A 17,338-nucleotide genomic window follows, 5' to 3' on the forward strand; every position below is an offset into this window, starting at 1 on the left:
CAGCGCAAGCGGCGGAAAGGACCAATGCATGACAAAGGATGCGGCAAAACAACGAATTGAAACACTTCGTGACGCCATTCATCAATACAATGAGGAGTACCATGTACACGATGCCCCATCGGTTCCTGATGCGGTGTACGATGAGGCCATGCAAGAGCTGGTCAAGCTTGAGAATGAGTTTCCCGATCTCGTCACGGAGGATTCGCCGACACAACGCGTGGGCGGTCCTCCGTTGGATGGGTTTGTCAAAGTGCAGCATGAGCGTTCAATGCTTAGTTTAGGCAATGCCTTTGATGAACAAAGCTTGCGTGATTTTGATCGCAGAGTGAGGCAAGGGGTCGGTGATGCGTTCTCCTATATTGCCGAACTTAAAATTGATGGCTTGGCCGTTTCGTTGCTTTACGAAAAGGGTCGCTTCGTACGTGGTGCGACACGTGGGGACGGCACAACGGGTGAGGACATTACAGAAAACCTCCGCACGATTCGTGCCATTCCTTTAACACTGAAGGAGCCTGTCACCATCGAAGTGCGTGGCGAGGCGTACATGCCAAAGCGTTCGTTTGAAACGTTGAACAAGGCGCGTCAGGCGGATGACCTGCAGTTGTTCGCGAACCCTAGAAATGCTGCAGCAGGGTCGCTTCGACAGCTTGATCCTAAAATTGCGGCGAGCCGTCATCTTTCTGTGTTTATTTACGGCATTGGTCTGCTCGAAGGTCAAACCGTTGAGTCCCACTCTGATGGCCTTGATTACCTTCAACGTCTGGGCTTTAAAACCAACCAGGAGCGTCGTCGCTGCAAAACCGTTGACGATGCCTTCAGCTATATTCAGGAATGGGACAACAAACGGCAGGAGCTGTCCTACGACATCGACGGGATTGTGATAAAAGTTGATAAGCTTCATCAGCAGGAAGAGCTAGGCTATACGGCCAAAAGCCCGAAGTGGGCGATTGCCTACAAATTTCCAGCTGAAGAAGTCATCACAAAGCTGCTGTCGATTGAATTGAACATTGGCCGCACAGGTGTGGTCACGCCGACAGCGGTTCTTGAGCCTGTCCAAGTCGCAGGTACCACTGTGCAACGTGCGTCCTTGCATAACGAAGATTTGATTCATGAAAAAGACATTCGCATTGGCGATGTCGTCGTTATCAAAAAAGCAGGCGACATCATTCCAGAGGTGGTGTCCTCGTTAACGGAGCAACGAACTGGCGAGGAGCAGGAGTTCCATATGCCAACGGAGTGCCCGGAATGTAGCAGTGAGTTGATCCGTCTTGAAGGCGAGGTGGCATTGCGCTGCATAAACCCCCAGTGTCCAGCACAAATTCGCGAAGCTTTGATCCACTTTGTTTCTCGGAATGCGATGAACATTGATGGGCTTGGCGAAAAGATCATAGTTCAGCTGTTCCATGAAAAATTGATTGCTGATGTGTCGGATCTCTACGCGCTCACCTTTGAGCAGTTGATCCAACTAGAGCGAATGGCCGAAAAGTCCGTTACCAACCTCCTCGAATCCATTCAGAAGTCAACGAACAATTCTCTGGAAAGGCTTTTGTTTGGTCTAGGCATTCGATTTATCGGAGCCAAGGCAGCTCGAACACTTGCTGAGGAATTTCAATCAATGGATACGCTACAGAAAGCATCAAGAGATGAGCTGTTGGCTGTTGACGAAATTGGTGACAAAATGGCCGATGCACTCGTGCAGTATTTTGAGCAGCCAGAAATGACGGATCTGATTGGTCGTTTAGAAACGGCCGGCGTTAATATGACCTATACAGGCCCTGTTCGTAAGACGGATGGCGACAGCAGCTCTCCATTTCACGGCAAGACGGTTGTCCTAACAGGCAAGCTAGAGACATATACGAGAGATGAAGTGAAAGCCATTATTGAAAGCGCGGGCGGCAAAGTGACAGGAAGCGTCTCGAAGAAAACAGACCTTCTGATCGCAGGCGAAGATGCAGGCTCAAAGTTGGCGAAGGCGAGCGAGCTAGGCATTGAAACTTGGGATGAGGCCGCATTGTTAGAGGCCTACCCTAAAGATGAATGAAATGTGGTGAAGAACGTTGATCTATAAACGCAGTTTTAGTCTTTTGCTGGCAGCGGTCGTGCTCGCAGGCTGTAACCCTGTGCTCAACAACAATGAGGACGATGAGGTCATTCAGCGTGAGGATGAGGAACAGCAGCAAACAACACCATCGATTATCCCAACGGTTCAGATTTCTGAGCAATTTTATCGGACCGTCCTGCCGTTTAAGCCAGGTGCGGCACGAGGGTTAATTGTGAACAATATCTCAAATCGACTCGACATCAATGTCTTTGAAACAGGCCTTCTGCGCCTATCTCAACAACCGTTCCCAACAGATGATTACTTCTATCAAGAAGGACAATACATCACGGCAGAGGACATTAACACGTGGACACAGCGTCAAAATGATGAGGGTAAAGGGCTAAACCCACCATTAAGTGGGGAGGGCAACTTGGAGCAGCAGAACAATCAAAATCCTGAGTACCTGTCACACATCCTCGAGCAAAACTTTTTAACGAAAAACGAAAATGACGAGTATCAACTCGGTGGCATTTCGATTGGTTTGTCGTTGAACTCTGTCCATTACTTTAATCAAGAAGATGGGTTCCCACGCCAAACGGATATTCCAAGGGAAACGGTACTGGCCAAAGGGAAGGAAATGGCAAATACAATTCTTCAAGAGCTGCGAACGAGAGAAGGCTTAGCTGAAGTGCCCATTCTCATCGGCATCTTTGAAGAATCGCCAAGGAATACGGTGCAACCTGGGACCTTTATTTCAAGTGGTATCGCAGAAAGCGGAGAGGCGAGCATTGGAGACTGGTCCGGCGTGAATTCGCAATACGTCGTTTTCCCATCGAATGAAGCGACCGAAAACCATTACAGTGATGCCGACAAAATGACGATGTTTCAAGAGGATATCGCGATGTATTTTCCAAACTATGTAGGTGTTATTGGACGCGGTTTGTATCGTGGAGACGAGCTGCAAAAAATGATGATTGATATTCCAATCACGTTTTATGGAAAAGCGGAAACGATCGGTTTTACCCAATATGTTGCTGGACTTGTTGAGGAATATTTTCCGAAATACGTTGAGGTGGAAGTCAATATCACAACATTGGACAAGCCGCAAAGTTTAATCGTACGGGAGAGCAAAGAAGAGCCGTTTGTGTATATTTATGAGTAAGGCACTGTCTTATTACTGACAGGACTCGCAAACCGTGGTTGGTTTTGGTAATATGAATAGTATTGTGAGTGTTCGACAGATTTTTCTCGGAGGTGGATGAATTGTCAAGAATTACAAAGGACGAAGTCAAACATGTGGCTCATTTAGCGCGCTTGGCCGTCACAGATGAAGAAGCGACGCACTTTGCATCCCAGCTTGATGACATTATTTCATTTGTGGAGCAGCTGAGCGAGCTTGATACGGATAATGTCAAACCGACAGCGCATGTCATTGAAATGAAAAACGAACTGCGCGAAGACACGGCAGCACCTTGGTTGTCGAATGAAGAAGCACTAAAAAATGCACCGGATGATGAGGATGGCCAAGTGCGCGTCCCATCGATTTTGGAATAGGGGGCGAGCAACCGTGGCATTATTTGACCATTCCATGAAAGACCTACAAGCGAAGCTACATAAAAAAGAGCTGTCTGTCACTGACTTGGTAGACGCCTCATACACACGCATTCATGACGTGGATGATCGGATTAACGCGTTTCTTACCTTAAATGAAGAAGCAGCCCGAACACGTGCAAAGCAACTAGACGAGTCTGGTACTGGCGGCTTGCTTTACGGCATGCCAATCGGTGTAAAGGACAATATCGTCACTAAGGATTTACGTACGACTTGTGCAAGTAAGATTCTTGAAGGCTTCACACCATTGCATGACGCGACCGTTGTGCAAAAACTGAATGATCAAGGTTCTGTAACCATCGGAAAAATCAATATGGATGAGTTTGCGATGGGGTCTTCGAATGAAAACTCAGCCTATGCGACGGTTCGTAACCCGTGGAACACCGATCATGTCCCAGGGGGCTCAAGTGGTGGTTCCGCTGCTGCTGTAGCTGCTGGTGAAGTATTGTTTGCACTTGGCTCGGATACAGGTGGTTCAATTCGCCAACCGGCAGCCTATTGTGGTGTCGTTGGACTTAAGCCTACTTACGGACGTGTGTCCCGTTTCGGTCTCGTGGCATTCGCCTCATCCCTTGACCAAATTGGTCCTTTGACACGCAATGTCGAGGACAATGCTTACTTGCTACAAACGATTGCCGGACATGACAGCTACGACGCGACATCAGCCAACCTCGACGTTCCTGAGTATACAGCTGCGTTGACAGGTGACGTAAAAGGCCTAAAGATCGCTGTGCCTAAGGAATACCTTGCTGAAGGGGTCGACCCTGCGGTGAAGGAAAAAGTGCTTGCTGCGTTAAAAGAACTTGAACGTCTTGGGGCTACTTGGGATGAAGTGTCTTTGCCTCACTCCAAATATGCGTTAGCGACGTATTATTTGTTGTCTTCTTCAGAAGCCTCTGCCAACCTAGCTCGTTTTGATGGGGTTCGTTATGGCTTGCGGACGGACAATGCGGACAATTTAATCGACATGTACAAGCAAACGCGCAGCGAAGGCTTTGGCGATGAAGTCAAGCGACGCATTATGCTAGGTACATTTGCCCTTAGCTCTGGGTATTATGATGCGTACTACAAAAAGGCGCAAAAGGCACGTACACTGATCAAGAAGGATTTTGAAGACATCTTTGAAAACTACGATGTCGTCATTGGTCCAACAACGCCAACAACAGCTTTCAAAGTAGGCGAAAATACGAAGGACCCATTGACGATGTATGCCAACGACATTTTAACAATTCCGGTCAACCTCGCAGGCGTGCCAGGCATCTCTGTTCCATGTGGCACTATTGATGGGTTGCCAGTCGGCTTGCAAATTATCGGGAAACATTTTGATGAAGCGACGGTATATCGTGTGGCGCATGCCTTCGAACAGGCGACAGACCACCATAAACAAAAACCGTCTCTAGGAGAGGGGGAAGCGCGATGAATTTAGAAACCATTATCGGGCTTGAAGTGCACGTTGAACTAAAAACAAACACGAAAATTTTCTGTAATTGCTCGACGGCCTTTGGCGCTCCTCCAAACACAAACGTTTGCCCGATTTGCCTTGGCCATCCTGGTGTGTTGCCTGTGCTGAACAAACGTGCCGTTGATTTTGCAATGCGCGCCAGCATGGCTCTCAATTGTGAGGTTGCAACGGATACAAAATTCGACCGTAAAAACTATTTCTACCCAGACAATCCAAAGGCGTATCAGATCTCTCAGTTTGATAAGCCAATTGGTGAGAACGGTTGGATTGAGATTGAAGTGGAAGGCAAAAAGAAGCGCATCGGCGTAACACGTGTGCACCTTGAAGAGGATGCCGGCAAGCTAACGCATGCAAGTGGCGGCGCTTCTCTCGTAGACTTTAACCGTCAAGGGACACCGTTGATTGAAATTGTGTCTGAGCCGGATATGAGAACGCCAGAAGAGGCGTATGCCTATCTTGAGAAGCTAAAATCCATTATTCAATACACAGGTGTATCGGATTGCAAAATGGAAGAAGGCTCGTTGCGTTGTGATGCCAATATTTCGCTCCGTCCTTATGGGCAGGAGAAATTCGGTACAAAGACCGAATTGAAAAACCTCAATTCCTTTACGTATGTGCAAAAGGGTCTTGAGTTCGAAGAAAAACGTCAAGCGAAGGAATTGCTCGGTGGGAATGTCATCCTCCAAGAAACACGCCGCTACGACGAATCGACAAAAAAGACGCTTCTCATGCGTATCAAGGAAGGCTCGGACGACTATCGTTACTTCCCAGAGCCCGACTTGCAAGAGCTTTACATTGACGATGCTTGGAAGGAACGCGTCAGCAAAGAGATTCCTGAACTGCCAGACGCAAGGAAAGCACGCTATGTGAACGAACTGGGCTTGCCTAGCTACGATGCGATGGTGCTGACCTTAACGAAAGAAATGTCGGATTTCTTTGAAGCAACGATTGCTGAAGGCGCCGATGCGAAGCAAACGTCAAACTGGTTAATGGGCGAAGTATCCGCTCACTTGAATGCCAATGGTCAAGAGCTCGCGGATGTTGAGATGACACCAACAGGACTTGCGAAAATGATCGGTTTAATTGAAAAAGGCACGATTTCCTCGAAAATCGCCAAAAAGGTATTTAAAGAGCTGATTGAAAACGGCGGCGATCCAGAGAAGATTGTCGAAGAAAAAGGCCTTGTGCAAATTTCCGATCCAAGCCAGCTTGTAGGTGTTGTCGAAGAAGTCGTCACGAACAATCCGCAGTCGATTGAAGACTTTAAAAACGGGAAAGATCGCGCCCTTGGCTTCCTCGTCGGTCAGATCATGAAGGCGACAAAAGGGAAAGCAAACCCACAAATGGTCAACCAATTAATTAAAGAAGAACTCGAAAAGCGTTAATGATGCGAATGTCGAAAGCACCCAGTATGGGTGCTTTCAATGTTGACAAAGCTAATTGAGAGATGACGTTTTGGAAGTGTGTAAGGGCCTAAGGAAAGCAGTGAAGTGACGTTCAGCCGGAAAAGCGAGCCGTTACGCAAGGGAAGCGAGCCCAAAAAGGGAAAAAGCGAGCCGCAAAAGAGGGAAAGCGAGCCCGAAATGAGGTAGAGCGAGCCGAACAAGAGAAAGCGAGCCTGAATTGATCGGAAGCGAGCCTGAAAAAGGGAAAAGCGAGCCGTAAAATAGGGAAAGCGAGCCCGAAATGAAGTAGAGCGAGCCGAACAAGAGAAAGCGAGCCTGAATGGATTGGGAGCGAGCCCAAAAAGGGGAAAAGCGAGCCGCAAAAGAGGGAAAGCGAGCCCAAAACATGATCAAGCGAGCCCAAATCGGTGCGAAGACATAAAAGATCCATGCAGCACCTCTCGATGGAAAAGAACGCCAATTTCTTTCTCGCATGCACTAGTGGTATACTTAAGAAACGAGTTTACATTGAAGAATGGATGATGTGACATGAAGCGTGCGCGTCTCATTTACAACCCGACATCGGGGCGCGAATTAATTAAGCGCGAGCTTCCTGATATTCTTGCACGTCTTGAAGCCCTAGGGTATGAAGCCTCATCGCATGCCACTTCTGGGGAAGGCGACGCAATCGAAGCCGCAAAAATAGCTGTCGAACGTCGGTATGACCTTGTCATCGCTGGTGGCGGTGACGGGACGATTAATGAAGTGATTAATGGGATTGCCGAGCAAGATTGGCGTCCGAAAATCGGCTTAATTCCAATGGGAACAACCAACGATTTTGCCCGTGCCCTCCGCATTCCGCGTTCTGTGGACAAAGCGCTTCAAATTATTGAAGCCGGACATACCATTCCGCTGGATATTGGCAAGGTGAACGGCATTTATTTCGTCAATATTGCCGGTGGCGGAAAGCTGACAGAGCTAACTTATGAAGTGCCGAGCAAGTTGAAAACCATGCTTGGCCAACTTGCCTATTATTTAAAAGGCATGGAGATGCTGCCTTCTATTAAACCGACCGATGTTCGAATTGAGTATGATGGTCGTTTGTTTGAAGGCGAAGTGATGCTGTTTCTCGTGTCCCTCACAAATTCCGTAGGCGGGTTTGAGAAGCTTGCGCCAGACGCCTTGCTGAACGACGGGATGTTTGAATTAATTATCTTAAAGAAAACCAATCTTGCTGAATTCATCAGAATTGCCACACTTGCTCTCCGTGGCGAGCACATTAAAGATCGGCATGTCATTTACGCCAAGGCGAGTCGCATTAAAGTAAGCACAAGCGAGCCGATGCAACTGAATCTTGATGGAGAATATGGTGGCGATTTGCCCGGTGAATTTGTAAACCTGTACCGGCATATCGAGATGATCGTGCCCGCTGAGCCAAACAAAGCATTTCCAAAGGACGACTAAAGCTGCATGGCCACCTCCGGCTATAGCAGCTTTTTTGAATGGTCAACGCAAATCATTTATGAGGATAGGCACCATATGACGCTAGCAGACATAGCCTACAGTATCTTGAGAAAAAGAGGTGTCTGCATTGTTCCCACAGTTCCCAGGTTTCCCAGGCTTTCCAGGTGGAGGCGGTCCTGGTGGCCCACCACCAGGCGGAGGAGGTCCTCCCGGAGGTGGCGGCCCGCCCGGACAAGGCGGTCCACCACAAGGCCCACCACCATCCGCGATTCCACAAAGCTTTAGCGGTGGCGGCGGAGGAGGGCAAAGCGTTGCATTTGTTGCTCCACAATCCTTACAAAATTGCCTATTTCGTTACACGTACATCCAACTAAACAACGGTCAGGCCTTTTGGTTCTATCCGACACGGATTCGCCGCCAAAGCCACACCGTCACAGGCTATCGCTGGTTAGGCTTCTTTTGGGCTTTTTCCGGCATTGACACGCGCCAAATCGTTACCTTCGCCTGTGTGTAAACTACAGGCCCCTTGCCGAAAATCAATTAGAGAAGCCCCGTACGAAGTGGAGGCTTCTTTTTTATGTGGCGAGGGAAGTGATTGTTTGCTCGGTTAAACACATCAAAGAAAATGTACAACGTCTTAAAAGGAATTAATTTTCATAAACTATTTGAAAAATGCAGGAACTCTCCAATGAATCGCTAAGTGTTACAGTAGCTCGAATTTTGTTGTCGAAGGGATGGTTACATGGAGACGATACACGTGGACGTATACATTGCAGGTGGTGGCGTAGGTGGCGTAGCAGCGGCTTTGGCAGCTGCCAAGCAAGGCCTACAGGTGGCGATGACGGAGGAAACCGATTGGATTGGCGGGCAGTTCACCTCACAGGCCGTTCCGCCAGACGAGCATTTATGGATTGAATCGTTTGGCTGTACCGCAAGCTATCGCGAGTTTAGAGACCGCGTACGTGGCTATTACAAAACGCAATTTCCGGTGACACCCGAAGCTCGGGCAGATAAGCTGCTGAACCCTGGCAGTGCGATTGTGTCACGACTGGCTCATGAACCAAAGGTGTCGTTGCACGTTCTTGAAGACATGCTAGCTCCGTATGTTCATTCAGGTCGCGTTCGCGTGTTTACGATGCACAAGCCGATCGCTGCGGAAAAAAGCGGGCACGAGGTCACTTCTGTAACCGTTGAGCATGTGAAGACAAAGCAGCCTATCCGTTTTACAGCCCCGTACATACTAGATGCCACGGAGCTAGGGGAACTGCTGCCAATAACAAATACAGCCTATGTCACAGGGGCAGAATCGAAGCAAGACACTGGGGAGCCTCACGCACTGGACGGTCCCGCCGATCCTTTGGATATGCAAGCCATCACGCAAATTCTTGCCATGGACATCGCGCCAGGAGAGGACAATGTGATTGAACGCCCTGAAGAATACGGGTTTTGGAAAAAACATCATTCTGATTTTTGGCCGGGCCCACAGCTGAGCTGGACAGCGATTCAGCCGCCAACTTTGAAGCATATTGAGTATGGTCTCTATCAAGGAGAAGGCACTTTCCCGCTCTGGCCGTATCGACGAATTATCGACCCAACTCACTTTCGTGGAGAGCTATACAGAGGGGACATTTCTTTAATGAATTGGCCGCAAACCGATTATTGGTTAGGCCCTGTGCTAGAGGTATCGGAAGAAAGTAGTGCCCATCATCTGTATATGGCGAAGCAGTTGTCGCTGTCCTTTTTGTATTGGATGCAAACGGAGGCGCCAAACTATTCTGGCGGCAAGGGCTATCCTGAGTTGCGTCTTCGTAAGGATGTCGTTGGCACATCCGATGGCATTGCCAAATACGCATATATTCGTGAATCCCGGCGAATCAAAGCGAAATTCACTGTCGTCGAACAGCACATCACTGGCGACACACGGCCAGAAGGGTTCACAGACACCGTAGGCATTGGCGCCTATCATATTGATTTGCATCCATCGACAGGGCAGCGCAACTACATTGACTTTAAAGCATGGCCGTTTCAAATTCCGCTCGGTAGTTTGATCCCTGAGGAGACCGAAAACCTTCTCCCAGCCTGCAAAAACATTGGCACGACCCATATTACGAACGGCAGCTACCGCCTCCATCCCGTAGAATGGAATATTGGCGAATCAGCAGGGCTGCTAGCCGCCTTCTGTATCCGTGAGAATAAGCGCCCAGCGGAGGTGTATGAAAACAAGGATTTGCTGACTAGTTTTCAAGATCAGCTGAAGGCAGAAGGCGTTGAATTGGAGTGGCCGGAGATTCGTCAAATCTAAGAATCTATCATTCCCCTGGAAATGTCGAACGAGGCCATATATTTCCGGGGAAATATGACAGCAACTTTCGATATCGCCAGCATTGTGTGGTACAATGTGAGCAGTTTTGAATGAGCGGAGAGCGCGAAAGGACGTTGCAACATGGCGATACCAGTAGAAAAAAATAAGTTTTACACAGCAGAGGTTCATGATTTGACACATGATGGCGCAGGTGTGGCGAAAGTGGAAGGTTTTCCGATCTTTGTGCCTAATGCCTTGCCAGGCGAAACCGTGTCCCTGAAGATCATAAAGACAAAGAAGAATTATGCATTTGGACGCTTAATGGAGATTGTGGAGCAGAGTCCCGATCGCGTGGACGCGCCATGCCCTGTGTTTGGCGAATGCGGAGGCTGTCAGCTTCAGCATTTGTCGTATGAAGGACAATTGCGCTACAAGCAAAGTCAGGTGAAGGAGGCGCTAAGCCGCATCGGTGGATTGAATGATATCACCGTTCAGCCAACGCTAGGGATGGAGGATCCATGGGCTTACCGGAACAAAGCGCAAGTGCCTGTCGGAGAACGGAACGGTAGTCTGATCGCTGGATTTTACAAGCAGCGCAGTCACGACCTGATTGACTTGGATGTGTGCATGATTCAGGATCAAAGCAATGATGCACTTGTCCAAGGTGTCAGAGGCATTGCGGAGGCTTACGGCATCCGGGCGTATGATGAAGCGACACATAAAGGCACGCTGCGTCACATTCTTGTACGGAATGGACGACAGAGCAGCGAGCAAATGGTCGTACTCGTCACGAAAAGTCGAACACTGCCAAACAAAGCTAACATCATTCGAGACATTCAGGAGCAATTCCCACAAGTCGTGTCGATTGTCCAGAACGTTAACCCGAAGCGGACCAACGTCATTCTCGGGTCACACACTGAAGTGATTTGGGGCAAAGAAACCATTCGCGACAGCATTGACGATGTAGACTTCGATATTTCTGCTCAATCATTTTATCAAGTGAACCCAGTGCAAACGGACGTACTGTACGGGAAAGCGTTGGAGTACGCTGAGTTGACAGGCAACGAAACCGTTATTGATGCCTACTGTGGCATCGGCACGATTTCCCTGTTCCTCGCCCGTCAAGCGAAGCATGTGTACGGGGTTGAAATTGTGCCAGAAGCGATTGAGGATGCAAAGAAAAATGCCGTCTTAAACGGCTTTTCAAACACAACCTTTGAAGCAGGGGCGGCTGAAGAAGTTATTCCTGCGTGGGCAAAGCAAGGCATTCACGCCGACGTCATCGTCGTCGACCCACCGAGAAAAGGCTGTGACGATGCCCTACTGAAAACGATGCTAGACATGAGTCCGAAACGTATCGTTTACGTATCGTGCAACCCCGCCACCCTCGCGCGTGATTTAGCCGTATTGACCGAAGGTGGTGCGTATGAGGTGAAGGATGTGCAGCCAGTGGACATGTTCCCACAGACGGGGCATGTGGAGTGCTGCTCACTGTTGGTCAGGAAAGACTAATAGTTGAGGTATGTTGGCGAAAATAGTCAAGAGGGGCAATGAACCCCTCTTTTTTCTTTTACTCTATGAACTCTGTCAAATGCCCCGAAGCGTTGAACAATGTGTTATCTAGAGGACAAGGTTTCTATGAAACACCAACACTTCTTTTATCTAACTTCTTAAAAGCAGAGTATTCACGAATTGATCTAATAAAATCTACTATCAAATTGGCGCATTCGTTTGGTCTCAAGGTTTCAGTATTTAGTTCAATGTCATACTCCTCAGGGCGATAAACTATATCATACTGTGCGATTGCTAATCCACTCTGTCTATCTTCCCTTAGTTTTTCTCTTCTAATAAGTTCCTCTTTCGAGCAAGTGACTCCTACAAATAGTACAGGACGATCTATTAATAAACCTAGACAAGTATTAAACCGCTCGTCATTATCATTTACTGTATCTACAACTACATTGATTCCTTTCTCTGACATGAATTTAACTGTTGAATAAAATAAAGTAACTAATGAATCAATAATTATTTGTGCCGAAACTTCCACATCTGTGTAGTGCAAAACAATAGTGCATAACTTTGCAAGCCGATATTTCGTTGCAACTTTACACGGAGAGTTGGGCGTGCTAGCCTTTTTGGCAAAGCCAAAGCCTTATGGCGCATGGCTTCTTGGCGTTTAGTGCATGCCCATAGAGGCTCCGTGTCAAGTTGCATTACTATGTAGGAGCAATTGCAATGTTATGCATTTCTACATTGCCTAACACAACATCTTCTCTATCGGCTGATTTTGAACATTTAGTGTTAATAAAATCAATGTAGTCATGAAACAATCCATGAAAAAAATCATCAATTGATAAATGACGAAATGGGATTTCATTTTGATTTAATAGTTCTGTCGATATGGAAGTCTTTCCGGAACTTGAAGTTCCATTAAAAAAACTATTATTCCTTGCTTCAATTTAATCACCTCTTCAAAAAATATTCATTGCGTACTTTCAGATGCGAACATAGTAAAATTTGTCATATTTAAGGTATTCGTGTAATGATTAAGTAATCCTGCCCGACAGCTTAATGAATCTTGGGAGGAGTGCACTTACATGGCATATTCAGAGAAATTTTATGCGGAGCGAAGAAGGGTAAACCCTGTCTGCCCATCGTCCGAACCGTTATCTTAACGAATAAATCGTAATGTCCAAATAAGTCCATATTACTCATTCGGAAGAGATTTTAGGAAAGAAGGTTATATATGATGATAATGACACCACAAGAAATGCTGATTATTGTGCAATCACAACTTGCCATTGACCTAAATTGCTCGATCGATGACTTGAACGGCGAAAAGGACAGTATTATTTTTGTCGAAGCTAAAGAAAATCCTGGATGTAGGCCATTCCCAAGAAACGATCGGTATTTTGAAATTTTGTCTATGGGCAAGTCAATTGTAGTGTCGGCAACACCGGAACGGTTAACAATTGCTAAAACACAGATGCAGGGCAAAGACAGGGATACCGTATTCTCCTTGCCATTTATCAGAGGTCTTTACTTGCATTTTCTGCCTGATCTAAAAAGAATAAAACCCATATCACAACCGAGTAATTTTTCATTTGAACTGTTAAAGCGAGATGAAGTAGTCGGAATGTTTGATGTTGTTCAGAGATTCGATACAGCTATTATTTATGATACGAATCTCCCTTGGCAGACTGATTTAGCTGTGACTGCAAAGAAAAATGGGAAAATTGTAGGCGTGGCTGGAGCAAGCAAAACATGCGCAAAACTATGGCAAATTGCAATAGAAGTATTACCCGACTTTCGTAATTTGGGATTGGCGAATTATCTTGTAAACAGGTTAACTTTTGAAATATTAGAACGTGGTGATGTACCGAGTTATGACGTAATCGCCAGTCATGTTGCGTCACAGAGAGTAGCTCAACGATCAGGGTATTTTCCTGCTTGGGTGACTGATTGGCGAAACAACTTTGAAGGATTTGAAGTATGAAGACAATGGTTTAGTGTCAGTCCAAGTAACATGTTGACCGGCGTAGTTTAGACGCAAAAACTTATTCGAATGCCAAGACTGCTGCATTTATAAGCTAGAAAGATTCACAGGTAGGGAGGCATTGAAATTTTCCACAGAGCAATTCATACATGTGGAGTGTGTAGTAGGGACGCTGAACTTTCGGTTTTTAGAACCATCAGAAACAAATTTTATAGCAAGGGTTGAGGCTATTGACGACTTTTGTATTTATACATGGTGCTTATCATAACGAATGGTGTTGGCATGAGGTTGTGAATCAGATTCGTGTCGAAGGAGATAAGGCGGTAACCGTCGATCTGTCAGCCCAGTCGTTCGATGGAAGTAACGTAGAGGTTAGGGATTATATTCAAGAAATTATACGGATCGTCAATTTACAGGACGAGCCAATCATATTGGTTGGACACAGTTTGTCTGGGCATTTCATTTCTGCTGCTGCAGACAGGATTCCAGCCAAGATTTCGTGTCTGGTTTATGTATCGGCCGTTCTTTTACCTTCTTGTAAATCAGCCGTCGACATTCCCAGGGAGGAGCATGAGAAACCGCGAACCCCAGAGCAAATTGTCGTGAATGGAATGAAAGGGTATTTGGCTGAGAGCGAGACTGACATACAATCGATTGTGAATTACTTCTACAATTGCTGTCCGGATGAGCTTGCGAGAGAAGCTGTTCACCGATTGGGCATGCAGCCAATTCTTCCAACAATAACTCCAATATCTCTTGGCGCAAACTTCGCTAGAATTAGAAAGGTTTACATCGAATGTCTCCACGATCAAGTCATCTTTCCTTCAGTTCAGCGTAAAATGTGGAAGGCGGCAGGTGTCGATCATGTTTACTCTATTGCCACTGATCATTCTCCCTTTTTGTCAAATCCTACGGAGCTTGTTCAACGATTTCTTCAAATTCGAGACGAAATCGGGAGGAGTGTTTAAAGACCAAAAATTTGATCGTCAATAAAGCAGAATAAGCGATATAAATACTACAAGGAGCTCAATGATGATACAAATAGTAGATGTTCGAGACAACCCTGAACTCGTGGACGATGCCATACAATTCTTCTGGAAACAATGGGGGTCAGAAGGCAACTTCAATTTTTATAAGGACTGTATTACTCAATCCTGTAAGACTGAAAGCGAAATACCAAGATTCTATTTGGCCATTGAAGATGACAATATCATTGGATCGTATGCAATTTTAAGAAGTGATCTTAATAGTAGACAGGATTTGAGTCCTTGGTTTGCTTGCCTTTATGTTCGTCCAGAAGCGAGGGGAAAGAAGATAGGAGATCTTTTACAAGCTCATGCCATCAATGAGACAAGGGACAAAGGATATGTAAAGCTATATCTTTGCACTGATCTAATGGGCTACTATGAAAGAACGAATTGGATATACGTTGGTAAGGGGTATTCTCTTAGTGATGATGAAATAAGAATCTATGAATATCTAATAAAAGATTAGTTGAACGGGCATCGACATGATGGAAACACTTTACAAAAAATGCTATGCACTTTATACTATGTCCAAGCACGGTTCAGGGGGATATCAAAATGATTCATTTTGTCTTAATAATTAATAAATCCTATAACCATCATAATAGATAGGCGTTTGTATTGCGGAATTTTTTCCGTAGGTACAAGCGCTTCTTGGCGTTATACCTACGGACTTGAAGCATATGAGTCATGTAGGTGTTTTTTATCCTATATGGCTCTTTTTGGTTTAACAAAAAATTGGAGGTAGAAAAGTGCAAAACTCGAGCATTGTATTCAACGTTCCAGAACAGAATGACTCACTGACAGAACGCTTCAGCACACATAAAACGTTATTCAACAGAGATGTCCTCAATGGCGTTCTATCTATTTTCGATGAGGTAGCCAATACCGGCGATAAAGGCATCAGAAATCTAACATCGAAGTATGATGATGTCGATTTGGATGGATTGATTCTGACGAATGATTATATTGAAGAATGCGTTTCTTCGTTGTCCCCCTCATTACGTTCAGCAATAGAACAAGCAATAAGAAATGTGCAAGAGGCTAATTTAGCGATGTTGCCGAAAACATGGGAGAAGGAAATTAGACCTGGAACAGTAATCGGTGAGAATGTGGTTCCCTTGGAATCGGTAGGTATATGGATCCCAGCAAGAAAAGGACCGTTACTTTCTACTGCGATCATGTTGGTTGTCGCGGCAAAGACAGCAGGTGTGAAAAAAATAGTTGTGGGGATGCCGCCATTAAAAAATGGTCTTGGAGATCAAGGAACGGTAGCGGCGGCAAAGCTTGCGGGGGCTGATCAATTTGTGATCGGAAACGGAGTGGCTATCATTGCTGGGTTTGCGCAAGGCACAAGCTCCATTCCAGAGGTTGATGGGATTTATGGGCCAGGACCAGGTGGAATTGCGGCGGCAATGAGTGTAGCAATGACATATGGGAAGAAGAGTGTCTTAGGCATCGGTCCAACCGAAAGTGTCATTTTCGCAGACGATACTGCCGATCCTTTAAAAATAGCGTATGATCTAATCAATGAAGCGGAGCATGGTCCCGATTCTACTTCTATTCTGGTCACAACGTCTACTAACCTTGCTCGTAGTGTGGAAACCCTCCTTTGGGACTGTATTGCTGAGGTCGAAGAAAAACGGAAACAATACGTAGAACATGTCTTTGGGGATAACGGCAAGGGGGCCATCGTTGTTGCATCAGATGTCGACGAAGCTTTTAATTTTATTAATTGGTTTGCACCAGAACATTTGATGGTGGTATGCGATAAAGAAACGGAGGAGCGTGCTTTGACTCGTATTATCAATGCTGGTGAAATTCTTATCGGCGCATACACACCTTTTTCCGCGGCGAATTACGGAATAGGAATTACTGCCGTATTGCCGACGAACCATTTTGCAAGAGCCTTTTCAGGAGTGACATCTAAAGATATGGTGAAGTATTCAACCATCGGAAGACTGAGCAAGGACGCTTTACAGGAAATATACCCAATCATTAAAGAGATGGGAGATTACGAACAACTGCCGAGTCATGTAAAAGCTGCTGAAATTAGGTTACTTGAGTAGGTGGATACTGCCACTGTGATTTATATCCCGAAATTGAATCGCTAACGGCCAGGTGTGTATAAAGCAAACACCGTGGTGAAATATGGAGTAAGGGAGGGGTTTTATGGGTTCGCGTTTGATGCATTTAATCATTGGTGAGATGGTCGCTTCTAGCCTTGATTTAAGAAACAAGAGAGATTTCTTAAATGGTTCAATTGCGCCTGATGCGGCTTTCTCGTCTGAAAGAAAAGTTTTAACACATTATTTCGAAGGAGATGTAGACAAGAGAACTAGGCAGGTAAACTACAAAAGATACATTGATACATACTTATCAGATATTAAGGATGATTACTCATTAGGGTATTTGACTCATTTAATTTCAGATAACGTGTGGATGGAATATATCTATTTGTAACTGCTAAAATAAAGTGAACAGTTTTTGCTCGTTTCCATTGAACACTTTTTCACCAAAAATCATTCTCTCCTGTAAACTGATTCTATCAG

General features: G+C 45.9%; 16 protein-coding genes. 14 read left to right on the forward strand and 2 right to left on the reverse strand.

The window, feature by feature from the left end:
- Positions 1-28 precede the first annotated feature (28 nt).
- From ligA to rlmD, 9 genes are all read left to right on the forward strand, one after another.
- On the forward strand, positions 29-2,041 hold the full coding sequence (gene ligA, locus EV213_RS19370; protein ID WP_133582224.1) for an NAD-dependent DNA ligase LigA: 2,013 nt from the start codon (positions 29-31) through the stop codon (positions 2,039-2,041).
- Between the two features lie 16 nt (positions 2,042-2,057).
- Positions 2,058-3,203 carry a CamS family sex pheromone protein gene (locus tag EV213_RS19375; RefSeq protein WP_133582225.1) on the forward strand — a complete coding sequence of 382 codons (1,146 nt, stop codon included), beginning with the start codon at positions 2,058-2,060 and terminating at the stop codon, positions 3,201-3,203.
- Positions 3,204-3,304: 101 nt separating this feature from the next.
- Entirely contained in the window at positions 3,305-3,595 is a 291-nt protein-coding gene (gene gatC, locus EV213_RS19380; RefSeq protein WP_133582226.1) for an Asp-tRNA(Asn)/Glu-tRNA(Gln) amidotransferase subunit GatC, read from the forward strand.
- A 13-nt stretch (positions 3,596-3,608) separates the two neighbouring features.
- The gene (gene gatA / locus EV213_RS19385) at positions 3,609-5,072 is read left to right on the forward strand and encodes an Asp-tRNA(Asn)/Glu-tRNA(Gln) amidotransferase subunit GatA (protein WP_133582227.1); all 1,464 of its coding nucleotides are present in this window, start codon (positions 3,609-3,611) and stop codon (positions 5,070-5,072) included.
- The gene (gene gatB / locus EV213_RS19390) at positions 5,069-6,499 is read left to right on the forward strand and encodes an Asp-tRNA(Asn)/Glu-tRNA(Gln) amidotransferase subunit GatB (protein WP_133582228.1); all 1,431 of its coding nucleotides are present in this window, start codon (positions 5,069-5,071) and stop codon (positions 6,497-6,499) included. The genes gatA and gatB overlap by 4 nt, the downstream gene beginning before the upstream one ends.
- A 549-nt stretch (positions 6,500-7,048) precedes the next feature.
- Complete coding sequence (locus tag EV213_RS19395) at positions 7,049-7,963, forward strand: diacylglycerol kinase (protein WP_133582229.1); 915 nt, start codon at positions 7,049-7,051, stop codon at positions 7,961-7,963.
- Positions 7,964-8,081: 118 nt separating this feature from the next.
- The gene (locus tag EV213_RS19400; RefSeq protein ID WP_208112788.1) at positions 8,082-8,477 is read left to right on the forward strand and encodes a hypothetical protein; all 396 of its coding nucleotides are present in this window, start codon (positions 8,082-8,084) and stop codon (positions 8,475-8,477) included.
- A 228-nt stretch (positions 8,478-8,705) separates the two neighbouring features.
- Positions 8,706-10,265, forward strand: coding sequence for an FAD-dependent oxidoreductase (locus EV213_RS19405; protein ID WP_133582231.1), 1,560 nt, complete (start codon positions 8,706-8,708; stop codon positions 10,263-10,265).
- Positions 10,266-10,406: 141 nt separating this feature from the next.
- Positions 10,407-11,777: a 23S rRNA (uracil(1939)-C(5))-methyltransferase RlmD gene (rlmD, locus tag EV213_RS19410; protein ID WP_133582232.1), complete on the forward strand. Its 1,371-nt coding sequence runs from the start codon at positions 10,407-10,409 to the stop codon at positions 11,775-11,777.
- A 124-nt stretch (positions 11,778-11,901) separates the two neighbouring features.
- On the opposite strand, the gene EV213_RS19415 is transcribed toward rlmD, so the two are convergent.
- On the reverse strand, positions 11,902-12,246 hold the full coding sequence (locus tag EV213_RS19415; protein WP_243740281.1) for a chloramphenicol phosphotransferase CPT family protein: 345 nt from the start codon (positions 12,244-12,246) through the stop codon (positions 11,902-11,904).
- Between the two features lie 235 nt (positions 12,247-12,481).
- The gene (locus tag EV213_RS21390) at positions 12,482-12,724 is read right to left on the reverse strand and encodes a phosphotransferase-like protein (RefSeq protein ID WP_133582241.1); all 243 of its coding nucleotides are present in this window, start codon (positions 12,722-12,724) and stop codon (positions 12,482-12,484) included.
- A 287-nt stretch (positions 12,725-13,011) separates the two neighbouring features.
- Here EV213_RS21390 and EV213_RS19425 point away from each other — a divergent pair, with 287 nt between their 5' ends.
- The 5 genes from EV213_RS19425 (at position 13,012) to EV213_RS19445 (ending at position 17,249) form a co-directional block, all read left to right on the forward strand.
- Entirely contained in the window at positions 13,012-13,761 is a 750-nt protein-coding gene (locus EV213_RS19425; RefSeq protein ID WP_243740283.1) for a GNAT family N-acetyltransferase, read from the forward strand.
- 230 nt (positions 13,762-13,991) lie between these two features.
- Positions 13,992-14,729: an alpha/beta fold hydrolase gene (locus tag EV213_RS19430; protein WP_166639425.1), complete on the forward strand. Its 738-nt coding sequence runs from the start codon at positions 13,992-13,994 to the stop codon at positions 14,727-14,729.
- A 61-nt stretch (positions 14,730-14,790) separates the two neighbouring features.
- On the forward strand, positions 14,791-15,255 hold the full coding sequence (locus EV213_RS19435; RefSeq protein ID WP_243740285.1) for a GNAT family N-acetyltransferase: 465 nt from the start codon (positions 14,791-14,793) through the stop codon (positions 15,253-15,255).
- A 283-nt stretch (positions 15,256-15,538) separates the two neighbouring features.
- Positions 15,539-16,855, forward strand: a complete 1,317-nt coding sequence (gene hisD / locus EV213_RS19440; protein WP_166639426.1) for a histidinol dehydrogenase — start codon at positions 15,539-15,541, stop codon at positions 16,853-16,855.
- Positions 16,856-16,958: 103 nt separating this feature from the next.
- Positions 16,959-17,249 (forward strand): zinc dependent phospholipase C family protein, encoded by a 291-nt coding sequence (locus EV213_RS19445; RefSeq protein WP_133582236.1) that lies wholly within the window; start codon positions 16,959-16,961, stop codon positions 17,247-17,249.
- Positions 17,250-17,338: the final 89 nt, after the last annotated feature.

It is taken from the genome of Aureibacillus halotolerans (genome assembly GCF_004363045.1).
Classification (GTDB): Bacteria; Bacillota; Bacilli; order Bacillales; family DSM-28697; genus Aureibacillus; species Aureibacillus halotolerans.